Raw genomic sequence first — 21,605 nt, forward strand, 5'->3', positions numbered from 1 at the left:
GAGGGCCGATTTTGATGATGGAAATGGCTGTTGCGGGATCTGACCCTTTCAGGTGTCTCCGACAGTTTCATTTATCGGCAGGCTACGGACAGTAATATCATTATTTGCTGGAGAGCCGGTCGTGGCTGAGCCTTGCCGCGAAGCGTTCGCCTGCTTGATCTTTACAGGGGTAATAACCACTGGGTCATTCCCGCCATGTTTACGCTATAATCCCGCCCTTTAGCTGTCTCTCGCCCCTTGCGAGGGCACATTAATTTTTGAGGCGCCTTGCGCCTGCATGCAGACTAAAGAGGCTAGACCCCTGTGGCATTGACGATTCTTGGCCTGTCCGGCGCCCTTAGCCATGATCCTTCCGCAGCGTTGTACATCGACGGCAAGCTGGTCGCGGCGGCTGAGGAAGAGCGCTTTGTGCGCGATAAACATGCAAAGAACCGCATGCCTTACGAGTCGGCGAAGTTCTGCCTCGAGCAGGCCGGCATCAAGCCATCCGACGTTGATGTGGTAGCGATTCCGTTCGCGCCGATCAGCCTGTTCGGCAAGGCTCGCTGGCATTACGCCAAGCGTTACTGGTACGCCCCGGACCGCGCGCTCGACGCGATCCTGATGGGTAACCGTCGCTACAAGCGCTATCGCAACAAGATTGTCTGGTGTCTCGAGCAATTGGGTTTCGATCCGAAGAAAATCAAGATCGAGCCAGTCGAGCATCACCTGGCCCACGCCTCCAGTGCTTACCACTGCTCCGGTTTCAAAGAGAAAACCGCGATCCTGGGGATCGACGGCAAGGGTGAGTACGCCACGACCTTTTTCGGTTACGGCGAAAACGGCAAGATCCACAAGATCAAGGAATTCTTCGATCCGGACTCCCTCGGCGGCCTGTACGGCGCGATCACCGAGTTCCTCGGTTTCGAGATGCTCGACGGTGAGTTCAAGGTCATGGGCATGGCGCCGTATGGCGATGCCAGCAAATACGATTTCTCGCGCCTGGCTTCGTTCGAGAACGGCGAGTTGGTGATCAACACCGAATACGCCAACGTCATCGGCCTGCGTCGCTATAAAGAGAAGGGCAAGGGTTTCTACTTCTCGCCGAAGCTGATCGAGTGGCTGGGACCGAAGCGCGAAGGCGACATCGCCGACGAGCCGTACATTCATTACGCCGCGAGCATGCAAGCGCTGTTCGAGAAGCTGGCGTTGCAGATGATCGACCACTATCTGGGCGACGTGCTCAAGGAAACCGGCAAACTGGCCTTCGCCGGTGGCTGTGCGTTGAACGTCAAGCTGAACCAGAAAATCATCGCCCGTGACGACATCAAAGAACTGTTTGTTCAGCCTGCGTCCGGCGACGCCGGTACCGCGGTTGGAGCTGCGGCTTACGTGTCCCACGCCCGTGGTGTACCGGTCGAGAAGATGGAACACGTCTACCTCGGCCCGTCCTACAGCAACGAAGACGTGATCGCCGCCTGCGCCCGTCATGCGAACAAACCTGCGTGGCGCAAGCTCGACAACATGCCGGAGCAGATCGCCAAAATCATGGTCGACGGCAACCCGGTGGCCTGGTTCCAGGGCCGCATGGAATTCGGTCCACGCGCCTTGGGCGGTCGTTCGATCATCGGTTGCCCGAGCGCTGTCGGCGTGGCTGACCGGATCAACCACCAGATCAAGTTCCGTGAGCGCTGGAGGCCTTTCTGCCCGTCGATGCTCGACACCGTTGCGCCGCAGATGATCAAGATCGATCACCCGGCACCGTTCATGACCTTTACCTTCGAAGTGGCTGAAGAGTGGAAGACCCGCGTGCCGGAAGTCGTCCACGAAGACGGCACATCCCGGGCCCAGGTACTCAAGCGCGAATACAACCCGCGCTACTACGACATGATGAAGGCGCTGGAAATGCTGACCGGTAACGGCGTGTCGCTGAACACTTCGCTCAACCGTCGTGGCGAGCCGATGATCTGCTCGCCGACCGACGCCTTGAATATGTTCTTCGGTTCCGACCTGCAGTACCTGATCATGGAAGACATTCTGGTGGTCAAAGAAGGTGCGGACGCTTATGACACGCTCGGCTGAACGCCATGTGCTGCAGTTCTGTCACGGCTATGACGGCCCGTTTCTGGACTGCGCCCGGCAATACGCCAGTCTGTTCGCGGGGACCGGTTATCGAGTGACCACGGTGTTTCTGACGGGGGCTGCAGATAGCCAAGTCGCGGCGAGCTGCGCTTCCGATGAAGTGCTGTTCATGGAATACAGCTCCAAGGCCATTCGTGGCCTGAAGCTGGGCGCCATCGGCGATCTGCGCAAGATCGCCGCCTCGCGCAATTTCAGTTTCTGCATTGCTCACCGTTTCAAACCGATCTACATCGCCTTGCTCGGCACTTCGTTGCCGGTCATTGGCGTGCATCACGCGTTTGGCGATTACCAGCGCGGCACCCGCAAACTGTTCGCGAATATTTTCCGCAAGCGCCTGAGCCTGCTCGGGGTCTCCGATGCCGTGCGTGACGACATGCGCCGTTGTTTGCCGAAATGGCCGGTCGAGCGGGTTCAGACGCTTTATAACCGTGTCGATGTGCAGGCGCTGCAGACCAGTCAGGTATCGGTTCGCGAGGCCCGGGAAACCCTCGGTCTGTCGATGGATGCCTGGATTGTCGGCAACGTCGGGCGCCTGCATCCGGACAAGGATCAGGCCACGCTGCTACACGGTTTCGCCGCGGCATTGCCGGGGTTGCCGGCCAACAGTCAATTGGTGATCCTTGGCAGCGGTCGGTTGGAACAGGACCTCAAGGGCCTGGCGCGCGAACTGGGTATCGGCGATCGCGTGCTGTTCCTCGGCCAGGTGCCCGAGGCGCGTCGTTACTTCCGCGCTTTCGATGTGTTTGCCCTGAGTTCCGATCACGAACCGTTCGGCATGGTATTGCTGGAGGCCATGGCCGCCGGTGTGCCGTTGCTCGCGACCGCGTGCGGTGGGGCCTGGGAAGTGGTCGAAGGCGTAGGCATTCTGTTTCCGTTGGGCGATGCCGAGCATCTGGCTCAAGGGTTGCAACATCTGGCCGCGATGGACGAACAGCAACGTCGCCAGTGTGCCGAACTGATGTTCGACCGCTTGCGTGAGCGCTTCTCCGATCGCGCGGTACGCGATGCTTTTTGGCATTTGCCGCACGTCACCGAACTGGCACCGAGGGGCTGATGCTCAACCGATTTCAAGGCTGGCGCGAACGTGGCTGGGCGCAGGTCGACGCCTCGACCTATGCACAAGCCTGGCAACGTTTTGGCGGCAGCGTCGCGACTCATCCTCTAGTGGTTGAGCGTCTGGCACAGTTGGCGGATATTGCGGTGCGCTATCTGGCCTGGGAACAGAACGGCGAAGTGAAAGCCGCCATCCCGACCTGGGGTCGCGACCTGGCGCTGTCCAAGGACGTGCTCAAGCGCAGTGGTAAAAAGGGTCTGTTCGACCTCGGCAATGCCGAGTTGATCCTGCCGGCCGCTGCGGGTGCCCAGGCACCGTTGCGCCATCGCGGCCGTTACTTGTCGGCCTTGAACGAAGGTCATTTCACCGGAATGAAACTGCAGGTCGAACAGCTGGCTATGGCGCGAACGCCTGAAGAGCTGTCGAAGAAGTTTCGCTACAACCAGCGCCGCGAATTGCGCCTGCTGGAAGAGGCGGGCGGTGTGGCGCGGCCGGTTACCGAGTTCTCCAGCAGCGAGCTGGCGGCTATCTATTGCGACTTGTTCCAGCGTCGCTGGGGTTTCCCGGCCACTGGTGCCGAGCGCATGGGCGAGGTGATCGAGCTGTTGCGCGAGTTGCTCATCGGCTCGGTGATTTTCCTCAATGACGCACCGATTGCGATTCAATTGGTGTACCGCGTCGAGGCGCCGGAGTGGATCAGCGTCGAGTACGTCAACGGCGGCGTCGATCCCCAGACCCGGGAATTCAGCCCCGGTAGCGTGCTGAGTTTTCTCAACACCCAAAGTGCCTGGGAACATGCACGCGCGCTGAATAAGCCCCTGCGGTTTTCCTTTGGTCGGACCGACCGTGAGTACAAGGATCGTTGGTGCAACTCTGTGCCGGTCTTCACCGTATGAGCCAACCAATGAGTCGCAAACAGCAACTGCTCAAGCGCCATCGGCGCAACAAACGCATTGGTCTGTTGATCGCGCTGATACTGTTGATCGCTATTGGCGTGCTGGTCGCCTGGTGGCTACCGCTGGTGCTTGCGGTGCTGGGCTGGATTGCCCATGAGGCGTGGTTCGCCGATCATCTGTTTTATTCGCCCAAAGACAATTATCAATACAGCTTCCCGCCGTATACACAGCAGCCAAAAGTTCATCTCGACGGTGAGCGACTGCGGCTGGACGAGGGTGTCATGCTTGTCGATGACGCTACGCTGGTGCTGGCTTTACGAGTGAAAAGCACGTGGCTGGGGCGCTTTATCGATCCGGTGATCGAGTTGTCGGGTGGCGATAATCCCGACCGGCAAACCTTCGAGCGCGGTGTAAATGGCCTGCGTTATCTGAATCTCACGGGTCAGGCGCAGGTACTGTCGCAAGGTGAGTTGCGTTTGCGCGGGCGTTTCTGCCGATTGCTCGGCGAGCCTGTGCTCTGGACGTTCGAGTATCCGGACTACCGCCGTCAGCGGGTGATGGTGATCGCGCCTCACGCCGACGATGCTGAATTGGCCGCCTACGGTTTGTACAGCCAAGCCGCCGAAACCTGGATCGTCACCCTGACTGCGGGCGAAATCGAAGCCGAACGTTATCAACAATTGGGCCTGAACCAGGCCGAAGCGGCTCGCCTCAAGGGGCGTTTACGTGCCTGGGACAGCATCGCTGTGCCGCGCTGGGCCGGGGTGCCCGAGGCACATTGCGTGCAGTTGGGGTATTTTTGTCTGCAATTGGCAGCGATGCAGGCCGCGCCGGGCACTCCGGTGGGTTCGCGGGAAGCGGATTTGAGCGACACCCGCTTGTTCCGTCAATTGAATCCATGTGTCCTGCCGGGTGACATCGACGGTGTGCCGAGCTGGGATAATTTGCTGGCCGATCTGCGTGAACTGCTGCTGCGAGCCCGTCCGGAAGTGATTGTGCTGCCACACCCGACCCTCGATCCGCACCCTGATCATATCTGTGCCCAGCAAGCGGTTCTTGAAGCGTTGAAAGGGTTGGAATGGCAGCCGACCACCATCCTGGGCTATGCCAATCACCTGCACGACAATGATCGTTGGCCAATGGGTGGCGCGGGTCATGGCATCGCTCTGCCACCAGCGTTCGATTCGGTAGCGCCGATGCAGCCATGCTGCCTGCCACTCTCTTTGGAGCGTCAGCGCGATAAAGCGATGGCGTTGGGCATGATGCACGACTTGCAACCACAGCTTCCGTTCAAACGGCGCCTGCGGCGGTTGTTGCAGTGGCTCTTGGCTAGTAGAGTGCCGTCCGTCTACGGTGAGAACGATTTCTTTCGCAAGGCGGTCAGACGCCATGAGTTGTTCTGGGTTTTGAAGCATGATGAAACATCTGCACGGCAGAAATGAAATGTCACGCGGCCTAGCATGGCTGCGTATTTAAGCTGCAATGAGTATTTTTGTGATCAATCCATGCCCGCGTATTCTTTTCCTCATCCCGTATTTCGGTCATTGGCCGTTCTGGATGCCGTTTTTCCTCGAGAGTTGCCGGCGCAACCCCGATATCGATTGGTTGCTGTTCAGTGACTGCGGTACGCCCGAGAATCTGCCGCCCAACGTAACGGTCGAGGCCATGAGCTTCAATGAGTACTGCGCGCTGGTGTCGCGGCGACTGAATATCGACTTTGCGCCTGATGCCGCGTACAAGCTCTGCGACATCAAGCCGGCGCTGGGGCATATCCATGTCGACCGCCTGCAGGGCTATGATTTCTGGGCGTTCGGCGATATTGATCTGGTGTATGGTGACCTGCGAAGTTATTTCACCTCGACTCGGCTGGCCAGTTATGACCTGTTCTCTACTCATGAGCGGCGAGTAGCGGGACACCTTTGCCTGATGCGCAACACCGCGCGCAAGCGTGAGTTGTTCATGCAGATCAAGGACTGGCAAACACGCTTTACCGACCAGGCACATCACGCGCTGGACGAGGGGGCATTCAGTCGAATTTTCCTCTGGCGCAAGAATTTCCCCGAGCCTTTGTTCTCTCTGGTAGGCAAGTTCAATCCTTGGCGCCGCCGCAGCGAGTTCACTGAGGCGTTCAGCACACCAGGTGGTTGCATCAAGTGGCACGACGGCACGGATGACTTTCCGCGTCACTGGTATTGGCGCAATGGCTGTTTGACTAATGATCGCGATGGCGATCGCCGGTTTCCGTATTTCCACTTCGTCTGCTGGAAACGCAATGAATGGTCACGGTTGCCTCCACCCGATCCGGCCGAGGTCAGGCGCATCGCCGCCGAACCGGCCTGGATCATCGATGCGACTGGTTTTCACCGGGGAGAGTTATGAGCCAACGGTCAAAGGTTCTGCAATTGCAGCCTGACTACAACGTCAAAGCCCACGATTTTGCCGACCTTGCGGAGCAGATCGTAAAGGCTCTGCCAAGCGATCGCTATGAAGTGACCGCGGCGTTTTTGCGTGGCAAACCGGGGCCTGGCGAAGCGGTGAGCCGCGCCGACCGTTCGGTGTATTTCGAGTTTTCCGACAAGTCCCTCAAGGGCATGCGCCTGCGGGCGATGTGGCAGGTGTACAAGTTCTGCCGTGCAGAAAAATTCGATGTGGTGATTTGCAACCGCTTCAAACCGGTGAACATGATGCTGGCGCTCAACCGTTGGTTGAAGGTACCGCTATGCATCGGCATCTCCCATGGATTTGGCGAGTACGACCGGTTTTACCGGCGTCGCCAGACCCAGCGCCTGGTCGATCGCCATTGGCGCTTCGTCGGTGTGTCGCCGGCGGTCAAACAGTACCTGCTTGATTGTGACTGCGGCTTCACCGACCAGAATACCTACGCGATCACTAACGCCATCGACATTGAACAGGCAGAGGGTTTGCAGCACAGCCGCGAACAGGCTCGCGAGCTGCTGGGCATTGATCCGTCGGTGCGCTTGATCGGTGCATTGGGCCGGTTGGTGCCAGTCAAGGGGCACACCTATCTGCTGCAGGCCTTTGCCGCCCTCAAGGACAAATACCCCAATACTCAACTGGCAATCATCGGTGCAGGGCGTGAAGAGTCGCCCCTGGCCGGCGAAATCGAGCGCCTTGGCCTGACCGGTCGCGCGCATTTGCTGGGGTTCAAGGAAAACGCTTTGCAGTATGTTCGAGCGTTCGACATCTGGACCATGCCATCCCTGGCTGAAGGCTTGGGGTTGGCGTTGCTGGAGGGCATGAGCGGACACCTGCCGGTGATCGCCTCGAACGTGCCGGCAATGTTACCGCTGATTCAGGGCGCAGGTGGTCTGACGATTACCCCGGCAGACGTGCCGACCCTGGTCGCAGCGCTGGATAACTACCTTGGGCTGTCGGATGACGAGCTCAAGGCAAAGGGCGAACAGGCCTACCGTTATCTCCAGGAACAACACGATATCGAAGTGTTCCGGCAGCAATACCTGGACCTGATCGAATCCGGCTTGAATCAAGCCCACAAGGAACAATCATGAGCGACGCGCAACCCCTCGTCACGATCATCATCGCGTCGTACAACCACGGCCGCTATATCGAGGAAAGCATTCTCAGCGTCCTCAACCAGACCTATAAAAATATCGAGTTGCTGGTCGTCGATGATGGCTCCAGCGATGACAGCGTCGAGCGGATCAACGCCTTGCAGGCGCAGCACGGTTTCGATTTCCGGGTTCAACAAAACCAGGGGCTGACCAATACCCTCAACGGCGCCATCGCTCGTTCGAAGGGCAGCCTGATCGTGCCATTCGGCTCCGACGACGTCATGCTGCCGGAGCGTATCGCCACCCAGGTAGCGTACATGGACGGCAAGCCCGAGGTCGGGATTTGCGCCGGCAACATCGAGCTGATCGACGCCGACGGCAATCTGTACCCGGAGAAACGTCAGAACCGCGATGTGCCTTTCCGTCGCCTGGATTTCGATGACATGTTCCTGGAGCGCAAGCCTTATCCGCCGGCACCTACCCTGATGATCCGCCGCGAAGCGCTGGACAAGGTGGGTGGCTTTGATCCGAACATTCGGCTGGAGGACTTGTTGATCGAGTTGAAGGTGACCCGCGCCGGCTACTTCATCGATGGCCTGAATGTGCTGATGGCGCGCTATCGCAAGCACGCCACCAACTCCTACAAGAATCATCGCTTCATGATTGATAACATCCTGCGCTCCTACGCGCTGTTCAGCGATCATCCGCTGTACGACGAGGTGCGCTACAAGTTTCTCAGCTCGATGTTCCTGAAAACCGCCAATCGCGATCGCAATCTAGCGCGGGAACTGCTGGCGCAGATACCGTTCAAGGCCTGGAACAAGAAGACCTGGCGCGGTCTGGGGCGGCTGTATTTCTCGCCACTGGAAAAAGACTGATTCAGCCTTGACGCGTTCGATGCAGCAGCTGGCGAACCGCTGCTGCATCGAGTGCATTATCAAGCTTTGGCGAGCGATCCTCTCGGTCAGACTCTTGCCGGCCTATCGGTCCAGGCCACCCGCGCAACGAATGGGTTGGTCTCGGACATTAATGAATCCGTGCCGGGTGCCCTCCGGCCAGCACTTGCCTGTGCAGATTGTCAACGGCGGCTTTCGACGCCGTCACGGCATATCCCTGAAGCAGCGCGTCAAAATGATCCTCGAACAGCCAGCGCCGATCCTCGGTGTAACGCTGCATATGGCGCAGATTGCGCTGACGCAGGGACAGGCTCAGTGATGACGGATAGATGCGCATGTCCGCCAGATCGATCAAGCCGAATTCTCCGTCGTTCAGTACCAATACATTCCCCAGGTGCAGGGAGCGAAAGTAGACGCCTTGCTCATGCAGCTGCGCCATGAATTTGCCGAAACGCTCAACCAGTGCCTGACGCACCGCCGGCGCGGTAATGCCTTGAAGCACCTGACGCAAGGTGTTGCCCGGCAGTGGCGAATAGTGCACGGCACTGCTGCCGTCATCGAGTCGGTACAGATCCAGAATCTGTGGGGTCGGGATCCCTTTGTTACGTAGTTGCTCGCTGTTGGCGGCAAAACGTTCGGAATAGGGGTTGAAGCTGCCCGAGGTGTACCAGCGGCGCCGGCGGAACAGCTTGAGGAAGCTGCCATCGGTCAGGCGCAGGACTTTGGGGCCCAGGCCATCTTCTTCGATCACCTGGGCGCTGGCGGTCAGCTGTTGCAGGGCTGTCGAGGTCAACATCTTGACCGGCATCGCCAACAGGCGCCGGGCTCGCTGGTTGATGCTCAGCGCGGCGATCAGTGCCAGTGGAATCCACAGCAGGAACCAGTGCTCCTTGGGTCGAGAGATGATCCCGCCGCCTTCGGTCAGGCCTGCCCCAATGCCGAACATCAGCCAGGTCGAGGCGATGATGAACAGCGGTTGCAGACGATTGCGCCAGCTGCTCAGCAAACCCCAGGCCTGAAAAAACAACCATGGCAGCAAGCCGAAGATGCCTACGTAGTAAAGCACGCCCAAGGCGAAGCTATGAGGCTCCCCCAAGGTGTAACCAATACCCGGGTCGAGGATCAGGCTGGCGTTGTAGCCATGACCTATCCACGGGTGATCGGCAATTTTTTGCAGGACCATCTGCCAGATTTCGAAGCGATAGGAGTCGCCGCGCAGGATGATCATCTGTGAAAACAGCACGGCAACCGCCGCGGTGCTGATCAGTAGGACCCCCAGCAATACGAAAGAACGACGGTTCCAGCAAATGAAACTCAGCCAAAGGGCGGCCAGTGTCAACGCAACCAACGGCGTTCTTGACCCGGTAGCGATCACAGAGGCGAACATGATCGCCATCGCCGGAATGCTCAGCCAGAGCATGTGACGACGCTTGCAGGTCATGCTCAGGCATAGCCAATAGGTACAAAAGAAACCGAATACATGGGAGCTGAGCAGCGGATTGTCGAATGCGCCACCCCCAATCAGGCGCATGCCCGGCTCGTAGATGCGGGCAAACATGAACAAGTTGTAGACCGAAGCGATCAGCCCGATCATTGCGGCGCTGAACAGAAGCGGCTGGACGATCTCGGTGCGGTAGCGCACCAGCAGGTAGCAGCCGGCGACCAGCATCAGGGTATGCAAGGAGGGCTTGATCTGACGTATGACGCCATGCTCTATCGGTGGCCCCCAGCTCAGGCTGAGCATGGCCCAGGCGGCGAATAGCAGTATCGCGACGAAGATCGGTTCGCGGAGCAGTTCCTTGAATTCACGGGGGCGCAAGCACAGCGCGATCAGCGCTGGAATGCTGAACAAACCATAAAAAAGCTTGTGATGCAGGCTGCGGCCCGGGAGAAAGAACAGCGCACACAGAAGCAGAAAATAGCCGAGTGGAAGAATCCAGAGGCAAATGAAATCGAAGATTCGATTGGACGTGCTGTTGAAACCGCTGAGTTGCATGCTGAGAGATTCAATCCTGAAGTTGATCGGCCATTTCGGCGTGATGGCTATTTGATGCTTGATGCGACGCTTAACAATAACAGCCTTTATGCGATTGCCAGAACCCTGAAGAAGCTGTGCTAAAGTCAGCGTCCTTTTTATCGACATTCGCGTGATATGACCGACTCCAGTCCCGCTGCAAGCCCATCGAGCTTGAAAATCTACTTCCGCCTGCTCGGCTATGTCCGGCCGTACATCAGTCTCTTCCTGATCAGCATTGTCGGTTTTCTGATTTTCGCTTCGACTCAGCCAATGCTCGGCTACATCCTCAAGTACTTTGTCGATGGCCTGTCCAACCCCCAAGCAGTGCTGTTTCCAAGCGTACCGTACCTGCGGGACCTGCAACTGCTGCAGGCGGTGCCTTTGCTGATCATCCTGATCGCTGCGTGGCAGGGGCTGGGATCTTATCTGGGCAACTACTTTCTGGCCAAGGTTTCTCTCGGGCTGGTTCACGACTTGCGCGTGCAGTTGTTCAACAATCTGCTGGTCTTGCCCAACCGTTACTTCGACAAGCATAACTCGGGGCATCTGATTTCGCGCATCACCTTCAACGTGACCATGGTCACGGGGGCGGCCACGGATGCGATCAAGGTCGTAATCCGTGAAGGCATGACGGTGATCTTCCTGTTCGCCTCGCTGCTGTTCATGAACTGGCGCCTGACGCTGGTCATGGTCGCGATCCTGCCGTTGATCGCCTTGATGGTGCGCACCGCCAGCAAGAAATTCCGCAAACAGAGCAAGAAGATCCAGGCCGCCATGGGCGATGTAACCCACGTGGCGTCGGAAACCATCCAGGGCTATCGCGTGGTGCGCAGCTTCGGCGGCGAAGTTTACGAACAGAAGCGCTTCTACAATGCCAGTCAGGGCAATACCGACAAGCAACTGCGCATGACCCGTACGGGCGCCATCTATACGCCGCTGTTGCAATTGGTGATTTACAGCGCCATGGCGGTGCTGATGTTCCTGGTACTCTACCTGCGCGGTGATGCATCCGCCGGTGACATGGTCGCCTACATCACCTTGGCGGGCCTGTTACCCAAGCCGATCCGCCAATTGTCCGAAGTGAGCTCGACCATCCAGAAAGGTGTCGCCGGCGCCGAGAGTATCTTCGAGCAACTGGACGTCGAGCCCGAACTCGATAAGGGCACCGTTGAGCGTGAGGCCGTCAGCGGTCGTCTGGATGTGTGCCACCTGAGCTTCACCTACCCGGGCACCGAGCGCCAGGTACTGGATGACATCAGTTTCACGGTAGAGCCGGGGCAAATGGTGGCGTTGGTGGGGCGTTCGGGCAGCGGCAAGTCGACCCTGGCCAACCTGATTCCGCGCTTCTATCACCACGACAAGGGCGAGATCCTGATCGATGGCGTTGAGGTGGAGCAGTACAAACTGCTGAACCTGCGCAAGCATATTGCTCAGGTGACCCAGCATGTGACGCTGTTCAGCGACACCGTGGCCAATAATATTGCGTATGGCGATCTGGCCGGCGCTCCCCGTGAAGACATCGAAAAAGCGGCAAGGGATGCCTACGCGATGGACTTCATCGCGCAGTTGCCCGAAGGCCTGGACACTCAGGTCGGCGAGAACGGCGTATTGCTGTCCGGCGGTCAGCGCCAGCGTCTGGCGATTGCCCGGGCCCTGCTGAAAAATGCGCCGTTGCTGATCCTCGACGAAGCCACTTCGGCCCTCGATACCGAGTCCGAGCGGCATATTCAGGCCGCGCTGGATCAGGTCATGAAAGGCCGGACTACTCTGGTCATCGCTCACCGTCTGTCGACCATCGAGAAAGCTGACCTGATTCTGGTCATGGATCAGGGCCGTATTGTGGAACGCGGCACCCATGCCGAGCTTCTGGCGCAAAACGGTTATTACGCTCGCCTGAACGCCATGGGCCTCGATGCCCCGGCTGAAGACATCGCCTGATCGTTGCGAGGGTGAGCCCGGCTCACCCTCGCGTTCACCAGCGTGCAACGCGTCTGGTGTTTGTATCCAAGGCAACGCTGACAGCGGAGTGCGAGATCGATCCCCCAGGATCAGCAACTCGCGGACGCTTGCCGTCGGCTATCAGTATTCCTGCTCAATAAATGAGCAGGGACCTCCGCCGATTCATCCTGTTGCAGCCGTCACGCAAGCCATCGCCAACCCTGTGCTAATATCGCGTCCCTGTTCATTTTGTATGTGGGTTGCTCCATGAAGTTGTCCATGCCGCGATTCGATCAAGCCCCTGTCTTGGTGGTCGGCGATGTCATGCTCGACCGTTACTGGCATGGTGGTACCTCACGGATTTCCCCTGAGGCGCCGGTACCGGTAGTCAAGGTCGAGCAAATCGAGGACCGCCCGGGCGGTGCCGCCAACGTTGCCCTGAACATTGCCGCGCTCGGTGCGCCGGCTTCGCTGGTCGGTGTGACCGGCGACGACGAAGCGGCCGACAGCCTGGTCAATAGCCTCAAGGGTGCCGGTGTGCGGGCGTTGTTCCAGCGCATTGCGCACCAGCCGACCATCGTCAAGCTGCGGGTCATGAGCCGTCACCAGCAATTGCTGCGTATCGACTTTGAAGAACCTTTCTCCACCGACGCTTTGGCGTTGGGTGAGCAAGTCGACGAACTGCTCGAAGGCATCAAGGTGCTGGTGCTGTCCGACTACGGCAAAGGCGCGCTGAAAAATCATCAGGTGCTGATCCAGGCCGCCCGTGCCCGTGGCATTCCGGTGCTGGCCGATCCCAAGGGCAAGGATTTCTCGATCTACCGCGGCGCGAGCCTGATCACCCCCAACCTCAGCGAGTTTGAAACCATCGTCGGCGGTTGCGTCGATGAGCACGAACTGGTGAGCAAGGGCGCGCAGCTGATGCACGACCTGGATCTCGGCGCCTTGCTGGTGACCCGCGGCGAGCACGGCATGACCTTGCTGCGACCGGATCATCCGGCGTTGCACCTGCCGGCCCGTGCCCGCGAAGTGTTCGACGTGACCGGTGCCGGCGACACGGTGATTTCTACCCTGGCTGCGGCAATTGCCGCTGGCGAAGAACTGCCCCACGCGGTGGCCCTGGCCAACCTGGCGGCGGGCATCGTGGTCGGCAAGCTCGGTACGGCGGCAATCAGCGCGCCGGAACTGCGTCGCGCGATTCAGCGTGAAGAAGGTTCCGAGCGTGGTGTGTTGGGGCTGGAGCAGTTGTTGCTGGCGGTCGACGACGCACGTGCGCACAACGAGAAGATTGTATTCACCAATGGCTGCTTCGACATCCTGCATGCCGGCCATGTTACCTACCTCGAGCAGGCACGGGCCCAGGGTGATCGTCTGATCGTGGCGGTCAACGATGATGCGTCGGTGAGCCGCTTGAAAGGGCCGGGTCGGCCGATCAACAGTGTCGACCGTCGTATGGCCGTGCTGGCCGGTCTTGGCGCGGTGGACTGGGTAATCAGCTTCGCTGAAGGCACCCCGGAAAACCTGCTGCGCGAGGTTAAGCCGGATGTGCTGGTCAAGGGCGGCGATTACGGGATCGACCAGGTGGTCGGAGCGGACATCGTCACTGCTTACGGCGGGACTGTGAAAGTGCTGGGGCTGGTGGAAAACAGCTCGACTACCGCGATTGTCGAGAAAATCCGCCAATCCGAGTGAAGCCTAAAAGATCGCAGCCTCGTTTCACTCGACAGCTCCTACAGGGAATCGCATTCCAATGTAGGAGCTGTCGAGTGAAACGAGGCTGCGATCTTTTGACCTTTTGCTTTAAGAGCTGACTTTCTTGCGCGGCACGATTCTTTTAAGCAGTTGCTTTGCCTTTCCGTGCAAGCGGGCCAAACCGGAATCTTTCTCCGGCGGGCTCAAACCCTGTTGCCGCACCCAGTCTTTCCAGCGAATCCGCTCATCCTTTACCAGCCACCCTTCCTGCCGGGCAAAACTCTCCGCCAGGTACAACCCGCGGGTGCTCGCCGGGTACAGCTGATCCTTTTTCAAGGTATAGAGCTCAGCCAGCGGCTGGCCGTCCTGCAATGGCATGAGATACAAATCGGGACGTTTGCGATCAAGCCGGGCCACCAGTTGATCGCCCTCCAGCCGTTCGTCAACATGGAACAGGCTCAAGGACTTGGCTTCCTTGGGCACGTCCAGGCGCAAGTCATAGATCAATTGCAACGACGCAGTCGGCAAATGCACATAAGCCCGTGGGCGCTCGATCAGCGGTCTGTTGGCGCACCGCACCGGCCGCGCCGAGCCAGACAGCGGCGTCAGGCGAAACGGCAGGGCTTCGCGGTAATGCAGGGCGGACGAGTAGGGCGCCGGCAGCCAGGTGTCATTGAAACGCCCGCTGAGCCAGCCTTCCGGGGTTTCCAACAGGCACTCTTCGGCAATTTCCTGGGTCGCCGTGTGCAGTGGCAGGTTCAGCTCATGGGCCGGCACATAACCGGAGATCAACTTGAGCACCACATCGCCGCGGTCCTGCCGACGCTGACGCACCAATACCCAGTAATCGCGATTCTGCCAATGCAGGGTCAGGCGCACCGAAACCCCAAGGTTCGCCAGCTCCAGGGCAAACCGCTCGCTATCCGGCACCGTCACCGGGCGGCGACGTTGCAGGGTCTGGGAGAAATTCAGCGGCATCCCGACGCTCTGATAACTCAGGCCTTCGGGCGTTGCTTCGACGAATAACGGCAGGGTCTTGAAGTTGCTCGGGTTCTTTCTGATCAGCGTACGCGGCATGTCGACTCCTGCTTAAGGCCGCGTGAGCGGCATCAATGGCTACGAAGGACCTGGGCAACGGTCGCGACGTTGTGGGCGAGGTGCAGCGGATTGATGGTCCCGACAATAGCACTGGCCACACCCGGGTGTTCAAACAACAACTCGAAACTGGCGCGCACCGGGTCCACGCCCGGGCTCAAGCAGACGTGGCCGCTGGCCAAGGCCTTTTTGACCAGGATCGCTTTGCCGTGAGCAGCAGCATAGTCAATGACCGGCTTCTCGTTCTGTTCGTTCAGATTGTAGGTGACCATCGCGCAATCACCTTGTTCCAGAGCCTTCAAGCCGCCCTCGACGGTTTTTCCGGAAAAACCGAAACCGCGAATCTTGCCTTCGCGCTTGAGCTCGGCGAGGGTCGCGTAGACCTCGCTGTCATTGAGGATCGCCAGGTCGTTGCCGTCGGAATGCACCAGCACCAGATCAATAACATCCGTTTCCAGACGTTGCAGGCTGCGTTCCACTGACAGGCGAGTATGGGCGGCGCTGAAATCGTGACGCGACTGGCCGTCGGCAAACTCTTCGCCGACCTTGCTGACGATCACCCAGTCTTGACGCTGACCACGCAGCAATGGGCCAAGACGTTCTTCGCTGCGGCCATAGGCCGGTGCGGTGTCGATCAGGTTGATGCCCAGATCGCGCGCGAGTTTGAGCAGCATGCGCGCGTCGTCATCGTCAGGGATCTGGAAGCCATTGGGGTATTTCACCCCTTGATCGCGGCCAAGTTTCACCGTGCCCAGACCCAGAGGCGATACCAGCAGGCCGGTGCTGCCCAAAGGACGATGCAGATCGTGCAGGGTGGGTTGGCTCATGGCAGCAGTTGCTCCCAGACAGGGACACCCATTGGCGGTTTCGGCAGTTCCGGCAGCGGCACCGGATGGCTCGGCTGAATTCCGTCGCGTTGCAGTGCGGCGAGGACGCGGTCAGCGAAGTCCGGCGCCAGGGCCAGTTTGGTCGGCCAACCCACCAGCACGCGATTCTGCTCGGCGAGGAAGGCATTGTCCGGGCGAGTCAGGCCCGATTGCAGCGGCTCTGCGCGTTCGACCCGCAAGGTCGCCCACTGTGCGGTGCTCAAATCGATCCATGGCAGCAGGTTGCCGAGTTCTTTTTGCGCGCTGGCGATCTGCGCCGCAGGGTCGCGGGCCACACCTTCTGCTTCGGCGATGTCGCCTCCCACGTACCAGACCCACTGGCCATCGGCGGCCGGGTGAGTGGTCACGGTGATGCGCGGCTTCGGCCCTCCACCCAGGCAATGGGCGTACAGCGGTTTAAGGCCCGGGCCTTTGACGATGATCATGTGCAGGGGACGCCGCTGCATCGCCGGTTGGCTCAGGCCCAGCGCCTTGAGCAGGTCGGTGGTGCCGGCACCGGCGCTGAGGACGATGCGCTGGGCGCGGATCTCGCGTTCGTCGATTTTCAAGCCGACCAGTTCGCCGTTTTCCAGCAGCGGTTCGATGTGCTGACCGGCCAGCAGACCATCGCCCGCCAGATCGGCCAGGCGCTGAATCACGCTAGGTACGTCGACCACCAATTCCGCCAGGCGATAGACCTTGCCCTTGAAACGCTTGTCTTGCAGGGCTGGTGGCAGTTGCTCGCCCTTGACCTGATCGACCCGTCCGCGCACGGCTTTGCTGGCGAAAAAACTGGTGAGATTGCCGGCGAGGGTACCGGGGGACCAGAGATAGTGAGCATCAGACAACACGCGTACACCCGACAGGTCCAGTTCGCCGTCGCCGGCCAGCGCTTCACGCCAGCGCCGCGGCATGTCGGCGATGGCTTCCGAGGCGCCGGTCAGGGCACCGTGCAACGCATACTTGGCGCCACCGTGGATGATCCCTTGGGACTTCAGGCTCTGCCCGCCACCGAGGCTGGCGCTTTCCACCAGCACGGTTGAAAAACCTTGGCGGCGCAGGCGCGCATTCAGCCAGAGGCCGGCGACACCAGCGCCGACAATCAGAACGTCGGTGGAAATAACAGATGGCATGCAGCGACCTCAGTGTTCAAGACGAGGGCGCAGTATACAGACTCGAAGAAAAGGGGATTGTTGGAGATCAATCGGATGGATGCAAGACCGCTATCGCGAGCAGGCTCGCTCCCACAATGGATCGTGCTTCGGCTTTAGTGTCCGGCGGTCTTCGAGAACAGCTGGATTACAACCACACCCAGCACAATCAGCGCCATCCCCAGCATCGCCGGCACGTCCAGCTTCTGCCCGTAGATAAACAGCGCCGCGACGCTGACCATCACGATCCCCATGCCGGCCCACACCGCGTAGGCCACGCCCACCGGCACGCTGCGCACCACCAGGGTCAGCATCCAGAACGCAATGCCGTAACCGACGATGACCAGCAGCAGCGGCAGTGGCGTGCTGAAACCCTTGACCGCTTTCATCGATACGGTAGCGATCACTTCGGCGCAGATGGCGATGGCCAGGTAGTAGTAAGCGGTCATGGGTCAATCCTCGTGTGAAGTGTTGCTTTCTGAGGTCGGCATTCTAGAGATTCGCCAGATGCGGTAAAGTCATTACCTATCTGTTATGAAGATGGGTTTGGCCATGAACATGCAATGGAATCTGGAACAGCTGCGCTTGTTTGTCAGCGTCGCGGAACAGCGTTCGTTTTCCGCGGTGGCGCGGGATCAGCGCAAGGCACAGTCGGCGGTCAGTAGTTCGATTGCGCTGCTGGAAGAGGACTTGGGCGTCAGCCTGTTCGATCGCAGCAGTGGTCGTCAGCCGAAACTCACCGAAGCCGGCAATGCCTTGCTGGAGGAGGCGCGGGAGGTTTTGCGCCAATGCGAACGGCTCAACGGCAGGGCACTGGCGATGATGCAGGGCCAGGAAGCGCGCCTGCGTCTGGCTCAGGATGAGGCGATGCCTTTTCAACCGATTATCGACAGCCTTGAAGCAATGGCAGAGCAGTTTCCCAGCCTGGAGGTTCAGCTGTCCAACGGTGCTCAAGGTGATGTGGCGCGCAAACTGGTAGAGCGTAAGGCCGACCTGGGGTTGCTGTTCTACCACGATCAGATCCCTGAAGCCCTTGAACGGCGAGTGTTGGGCAGCATTGAAATGGTCACGGTCTGCGGTGTCGACCATCCTTTGGCGGCCCAGGGTAGCGTCAACTGCCAGCAAATGGCCCAGCATCGGCAGCTGTTGATGGCCACTCAATCCAGTGTCTATCCCGGCAGCGAGCCGGCCAGTCCGCAGGTCTGGCGGGCCGATAGCTTTTACGTGATGGCCGAATTGTTGATGCGCGGCCTCGGGTGGGCCTGGTTGCCGAGAAACGTGGTGCAGTACCCGGCCTATCAGAATCAAATGGTCGAACTGGTCAGCGAATGGACCCCGCCGGCGTTGATCGTGGAGCTGGTCTGGCGCCGCGACGAGCCCCTCGGCCCGGCGGCTCGTTGGCTGGCGGAACGTTTTGCCGTGCACTTGCAGGCGATCGGCTAAAAAACCGATAAACTCCGCCGCCATGAATAGAACTCTCTACACCGCGCTGTTTTACCTGGGGCTGCCATTGGTAGCGATTCGGCTTTGGTTGCGGGCGCGCAAGGCGCCGGCGTACGCCAAACGCATTGGCGAACGTTTCTCCCTCGCGCTGCCCGTGATGAAGCCGGACGGCCTCTGGGTGCACGCGGTGTCGGTGGGCGAAAGCATCGCTGCGGCGCCGATGATTCGTGCCTTGCTGCAACGCTATCCGACGCTGCCGATCACCGTCACCTGCATGACCCCGACCGGGTCCGAGCGCATCCAGGCACTGTTCGCCAACGAGCCGCGCATCCAGCACTGCTATTTGCCTTATGACTTGCCTTGCGCCGCGGCGCGATTCCTTGATCGGGCCCGGCCGAAACTGGCGGTGATCATGGAAACCGAACTCTGGCCCAACCATATCCACCAATGCGCCAAGCGCGGGATTCCCGTGGCCCTGGCCAATGCGCGACTGTCTGAGCGCTCAGCCAAAGGCTATGGCCGCTTCCATAAACTGACCCGGCCGATGCTCGCCGAGATGAGCCTGTTCGCGGTGCAGACCGAAGCCGAGGCGCAGCGCTTCCGGGATTTGGGCGCGCGCCCGGAAACCGTCGAAGTGACCGGTTCGATCAAGTTCGACCTGACCATCGACCCGCAACTGCTGCAGCGTGCGGGCGAATTGCGCGCGCAGTGGCAGGCGCAGGATCGCCCGGTGTGGATCGCCGCGAGTACCCATGAAGGCGAAGACGAGGTGGTGCTGGCGGCCCATCGTCGGCTGCTGGCCAGTCATCCCGATGCCTTGCTGATTCTGGTGCCGCGTCATCCGGAACGTTTCAACCCGGTGTTCGAATTGTGCCAACAGCAGGGTTTCGCCACGGTGCGGCGTTCGACAGGCGAGCCGGTTACCGCAAGCACTTCGGTGCTGCTGGGCGACACGATGGGTGAGTTGCTGTTTCTCTATGCGTTGGCCGACAGCGCGTTCGTCGGTGGCAGTCTGGTGCCGAACGGCGGTCATAACCTGCTGGAGCCGGCGGCCTTGGCCAAACCGGTGCTCAGTGGGCCGCACCTGTTCAACTTCCTCGAAATCGCCGCGCAGTTGCGCAGTGCCGGGGCGTTGGCCGAGGTCGATGATGCCGAAGGTCTGGCGCTGGCGGTGCAGCGGCTGTTCGAATTGCCAAGCGATGCGCAGCGGATGGCAGAGGCCGGGCTGAAAGTGATGCGCACCAATCAGGGTGCGTTGCAGCGGTTGCTGGATGGGTTGGGGCGGTTGATCGAGCGTTAAGACCGAGCTGCGCAAAAAAAGATCGCAGCCTTCGGCAGCTCCTACGGGGTGTACATCAATCCCAATGTAGGAGCTGCCGAAGGCTGCGATCTTTTGACTTTTTGCTGTTATTGGGAAGGATTAGCCCGTAATTGCTCCGCCGCAGTCTTGGCCAGATCCGGTGGCAGGAAGTCCTTGTCCGGGTTGTAGTCGGCTTTGAGATAACGCGTCAGGTCCTGCAAATCCCCCGGGTTCAAGGTGCCGGCGGCCTGCTTCAAGCGCAGGTTGTCGAGGATGTAGTCGTAGCGGGTGTTGTTGTAGTTGCGCACCGAGGTGTACAGCTGACGCTGGGCATCGAGCACGTCAACGATATTACGCGTCCCCACTTGATAACCGATTTCGGTTGCTTCTACTGCGCTCTGGTTGGAGATGATCGACTGCCGGCGGGCCTGCACCTGCTCGACGTCGGTGTTCACGGCGCGGTGCAGGTTGCGGGTGTTTTCCACGACCTGACGACGCAGGGCTTCGCGTTGCTGCTCGGACTGAGTCAGCCGCGAGTAGGACTCACGCACCTGCGAGCTGGTCAGGCCGCCGCTGTAGAGCGGGATGCTCAATTGCAGGCCGACCGTGCGCTGCTCGACATCGCCGCCGTAACGCACGCCGTTCGGGCTCGGGTTGGTAAAGCCGAGGGCGTCGTTGTCACCTTTCTTGTATTGCGCGACCGCATCCAGGGTCGGCGCATGTCCGGCCTTGCGCTGCTTGAGGGTTTCCTCGGCGGCGCTCACCGCGTAGTTGCTGGCCAGCAAATTCAGGTTCTGCTTGGCGGCGGTATCGACCCAGGCTTTGGCGTCGTTCGGTGCCGGCGGCAGGATCGGCAAGGTATGGACGATGCCCTGGATCGAGTTGTACTGGCGGTTGGTCAGGGTGATCAGCGCTTCGAACGCGTCATCCACCTGACGTTGAGCAAGAATCCGGTTGGCCCGGGCCGTGTCGTAACTGGCTTGGGATTGCAGCACATCGGTCTTGTCCGATAGGCCAACGTCGAAGCGCTCGTTGGACTGGTCGAGTTGACGCTTGAATGCCGCTTCTTCGGCCTTGGTCGAGGCCAGGGTGTCCTGGCTGCGCAGCACGTTGAAGTAGCTTTCGGCGCTTTGCAGAATCAGGTTCTGTTCGGTGGCCGAGAGTTGCAGGGCTGCCTGTTCGTTGACATCCTTGGCAGCCTGCAACTGGAACCAGCGGTCGGCGCGGAAAATCGGTTGCGCCAGGGTCGCCTGATACACCGTGCCACTGCGGGTCGAGGTCAGCGATGGCTGGTCGAGTGAGGTGCGGGTGTTGTTCAGGTCGGCACCGGCGGACAGGTTGGGCAACAGTCCGGCGCGAGCCTGGGGCACGACTTCCTTCTGGGCGCCGTATTGAGCGCGGGCGGCGGCGATGTCGGCGTTGTTGTCCACTGCTTCCTGATAGACGCTGACCAGGTCAGTCTTGGTCGATAAGGGCGCTTCAGCTGCCCAGGCCATTCCATTGGACGCACAAGACACGGCAAGGGCCAGTGAGAGTTTGCGCAGCATGAGGCCATCCCTAAAAAATTACACTGATAATTTGAGCGCCAAGGCTACGGCGCGGC

General features: G+C 59.8%; 18 protein-coding genes. 12 read left to right on the plus strand and 6 right to left on the minus strand.

What is annotated here, in order from left to right:
- The first annotated feature begins 303 nt into the window (after nt 1-303).
- Genes ACYZT2_RS03680 through ACYZT2_RS03710 form a run of 7 tightly spaced genes read left to right on the plus strand, consistent with a single transcriptional unit; the run spans nt 304 to nt 8,482 of the window.
- Nucleotides 304-2,061, plus strand: coding sequence for a carbamoyltransferase family protein (locus ACYZT2_RS03680; protein WP_461970217.1), 1,758 nt, complete (start codon nt 304-306; stop codon nt 2,059-2,061).
- Nucleotides 2,045-3,175, plus strand: coding sequence for a glycosyltransferase (locus ACYZT2_RS03685; RefSeq protein ID WP_461970219.1), 1,131 nt, complete (start codon nt 2,045-2,047; stop codon nt 3,173-3,175). The genes ACYZT2_RS03680 and ACYZT2_RS03685 overlap by 17 nt, the downstream gene beginning before the upstream one ends.
- Complete coding sequence (locus ACYZT2_RS03690; RefSeq protein ID WP_461970221.1) at nt 3,175-4,071, plus strand: antimicrobial resistance protein Mig-14; 897 nt, start codon at nt 3,175-3,177, stop codon at nt 4,069-4,071. Before ACYZT2_RS03685 ends, ACYZT2_RS03690 begins: the two co-directional genes overlap by 1 nt.
- 8 nt (nt 4,072-4,079) lie before the next feature.
- Nucleotides 4,080-5,513, plus strand: coding sequence for a PIG-L deacetylase family protein (locus ACYZT2_RS03695; protein WP_461970223.1), 1,434 nt, complete (start codon nt 4,080-4,082; stop codon nt 5,511-5,513).
- Nucleotides 5,514-5,565: 52 nt separating this feature from the next.
- Nucleotides 5,566-6,450 (plus strand): DUF6625 family protein, encoded by an 885-nt coding sequence (locus ACYZT2_RS03700; RefSeq protein ID WP_461970225.1) that lies wholly within the window; start codon nt 5,566-5,568, stop codon nt 6,448-6,450.
- Entirely contained in the window at nt 6,447-7,601 is a 1,155-nt protein-coding gene (locus tag ACYZT2_RS03705) for a glycosyltransferase family 4 protein (RefSeq protein ID WP_461970227.1), read from the plus strand. Before ACYZT2_RS03700 ends, ACYZT2_RS03705 begins: the two co-directional genes overlap by 4 nt.
- Nucleotides 7,598-8,482 carry a glycosyltransferase gene (locus ACYZT2_RS03710; protein ID WP_461970229.1) on the plus strand — a complete coding sequence of 295 codons (885 nt, stop codon included), beginning with the start codon at nt 7,598-7,600 and terminating at the stop codon, nt 8,480-8,482. The genes ACYZT2_RS03705 and ACYZT2_RS03710 overlap by 4 nt, the downstream gene beginning before the upstream one ends.
- Nucleotides 8,483-8,630: 148 nt before the next feature.
- On the opposite strand, the gene ACYZT2_RS03715 is transcribed toward ACYZT2_RS03710, so the two are convergent.
- Nucleotides 8,631-10,352, minus strand: coding sequence for an O-antigen ligase family protein (locus ACYZT2_RS03715; protein WP_461970231.1), 1,722 nt, complete (start codon nt 10,350-10,352; stop codon nt 8,631-8,633).
- 18 nt (nt 10,353-10,370) lie between these two features.
- Here ACYZT2_RS03715 and ACYZT2_RS03720 point away from each other — a divergent pair, with 18 nt between their 5' ends.
- The 3 genes from ACYZT2_RS03720 to hldE all read left to right on the plus strand — a co-directional run bounded on the left by ACYZT2_RS03720 (nt 10,371) and on the right by hldE (nt 14,147).
- Nucleotides 10,371-10,619 (plus strand): hypothetical protein, encoded by a 249-nt coding sequence (locus ACYZT2_RS03720; protein ID WP_461970233.1) that lies wholly within the window; start codon nt 10,371-10,373, stop codon nt 10,617-10,619.
- A 33-nt stretch (nt 10,620-10,652) separates the two neighbouring features.
- Nucleotides 10,653-12,455, plus strand: coding sequence for a lipid A export permease/ATP-binding protein MsbA (gene msbA, locus ACYZT2_RS03725; protein ID WP_461970235.1), 1,803 nt, complete (start codon nt 10,653-10,655; stop codon nt 12,453-12,455).
- Between the two features lie 267 nt (nt 12,456-12,722).
- Complete coding sequence (gene hldE, locus ACYZT2_RS03730; protein WP_461970237.1) at nt 12,723-14,147, plus strand: bifunctional D-glycero-beta-D-manno-heptose-7-phosphate kinase/D-glycero-beta-D-manno-heptose 1-phosphate adenylyltransferase HldE; 1,425 nt, start codon at nt 12,723-12,725, stop codon at nt 14,145-14,147.
- 108 nt (nt 14,148-14,255) lie between these two features.
- Here the strand turns inward: hldE and ACYZT2_RS03735 are convergent, their stop codons facing one another.
- The 4 genes from ACYZT2_RS03735 to ACYZT2_RS03750 all read right to left on the minus strand — a co-directional run bounded on the left by ACYZT2_RS03735 (nt 14,256) and on the right by ACYZT2_RS03750 (nt 17,708).
- Nucleotides 14,256-15,224, minus strand: a complete 969-nt coding sequence (locus tag ACYZT2_RS03735) for a metal ABC transporter ATPase (protein ID WP_461970239.1) — start codon at nt 15,222-15,224, stop codon at nt 14,256-14,258.
- Between the two features lie 32 nt (nt 15,225-15,256).
- Nucleotides 15,257-16,069, minus strand: coding sequence for an aldo/keto reductase (locus ACYZT2_RS03740; RefSeq protein ID WP_461970241.1), 813 nt, complete (start codon nt 16,067-16,069; stop codon nt 15,257-15,259).
- Nucleotides 16,066-17,241 carry an NAD(P)/FAD-dependent oxidoreductase gene (locus tag ACYZT2_RS03745; protein ID WP_461970243.1) on the minus strand — a complete coding sequence of 392 codons (1,176 nt, stop codon included), beginning with the start codon at nt 17,239-17,241 and terminating at the stop codon, nt 16,066-16,068. The genes ACYZT2_RS03740 and ACYZT2_RS03745 overlap by 4 nt, the downstream gene beginning before the upstream one ends.
- Nucleotides 17,242-17,375: 134 nt before the next feature.
- A complete protein-coding gene (locus tag ACYZT2_RS03750; RefSeq protein WP_008004867.1) occupies nt 17,376-17,708 on the minus strand; it encodes a DMT family transporter in 333 nt (110 codons plus the stop codon).
- 103 nt (nt 17,709-17,811) lie between these two features.
- Between ACYZT2_RS03750 and ACYZT2_RS03755 the strand changes: the two genes are divergently transcribed.
- Nucleotides 17,812-18,702 carry a LysR family transcriptional regulator gene (locus ACYZT2_RS03755; RefSeq protein WP_461970245.1) on the plus strand — a complete coding sequence of 297 codons (891 nt, stop codon included), beginning with the start codon at nt 17,812-17,814 and terminating at the stop codon, nt 18,700-18,702.
- 22 nt (nt 18,703-18,724) lie between these two features.
- Entirely contained in the window at nt 18,725-20,002 is a 1,278-nt protein-coding gene (waaA, locus tag ACYZT2_RS03760) for a lipid IV(A) 3-deoxy-D-manno-octulosonic acid transferase (RefSeq protein ID WP_461970247.1), read from the plus strand.
- A gap of 107 nt (nt 20,003-20,109) precedes the next feature.
- Here waaA and ACYZT2_RS03765 read toward each other — a convergent pair whose 3' ends face one another.
- Entirely contained in the window at nt 20,110-21,549 is a 1,440-nt protein-coding gene (locus ACYZT2_RS03765) for a TolC family outer membrane protein (protein ID WP_461970249.1), read from the minus strand.
- Between the last annotated feature and the right edge of the window lie 56 nt (nt 21,550-21,605).

Source organism: Pseudomonas sp. MDT1-85, assembly GCF_054898065.1.